Annotated in this window: 1 protein-coding gene; it reads right to left on the reverse strand. The window is 66.8% G+C overall.

The features are described from left to right. On the reverse strand, positions 1 to 503 hold a 503-nt coding region (locus EOA60_RS36740; protein ID WP_128312814.1), incomplete at both ends, for an aminotransferase class III-fold pyridoxal phosphate-dependent enzyme.

Here is a 503-nt window from a genome sequence, read left to right on the forward strand (position 1 = left end):
GCCAAGGGGTCTCACCAGCAAGCCGCGCTCGAGGAAGAAGGCGCGCAGCCTCGGGCCGACCTCGGCCAGGTAGCCTGCGGAGCCGACGCGCAGGTCGAGCGCGGCGATGGTGCCAGTCGTGCGCACATTCTCAAAACGCGGATCCTCGCTGAACCGCGCAATCTTTTCCGCCTGCATCCGCGACAGGATGGCCACGCGCTCCGCAACCGGCTCATTGTTCCAAATGCCGACATTGGCAAGCGCGGCCGCGCAGGCGATCGGGTTGGCGGTATAGGAGCTCGAATGGAAAAAGGTCCTGGTCCGATCCGTCGAATAATGCGCTCGGAAGATCGCGTCGGTCGCGAGGGTGGCGGCAAGCGGGACCGAGCCGCCGGTCAGCCCCTTGGAGGTGCACAGGATGTCCGGCGAGATGCCGGCCTGCCCACAGGCGAAGAGCGTGCCGGTGCGGCCCCAACCGGTCATCACCTCATCGGCGATGACAAGCGTCCCAGAGCGCTCGGCGA

The sequence above is a fragment of the Mesorhizobium sp. M1A.F.Ca.IN.020.06.1.1 genome (genome assembly GCF_004023265.1).
Taxonomy (GTDB): Bacteria; Pseudomonadota; Alphaproteobacteria; order Rhizobiales; family Rhizobiaceae; genus Mesorhizobium.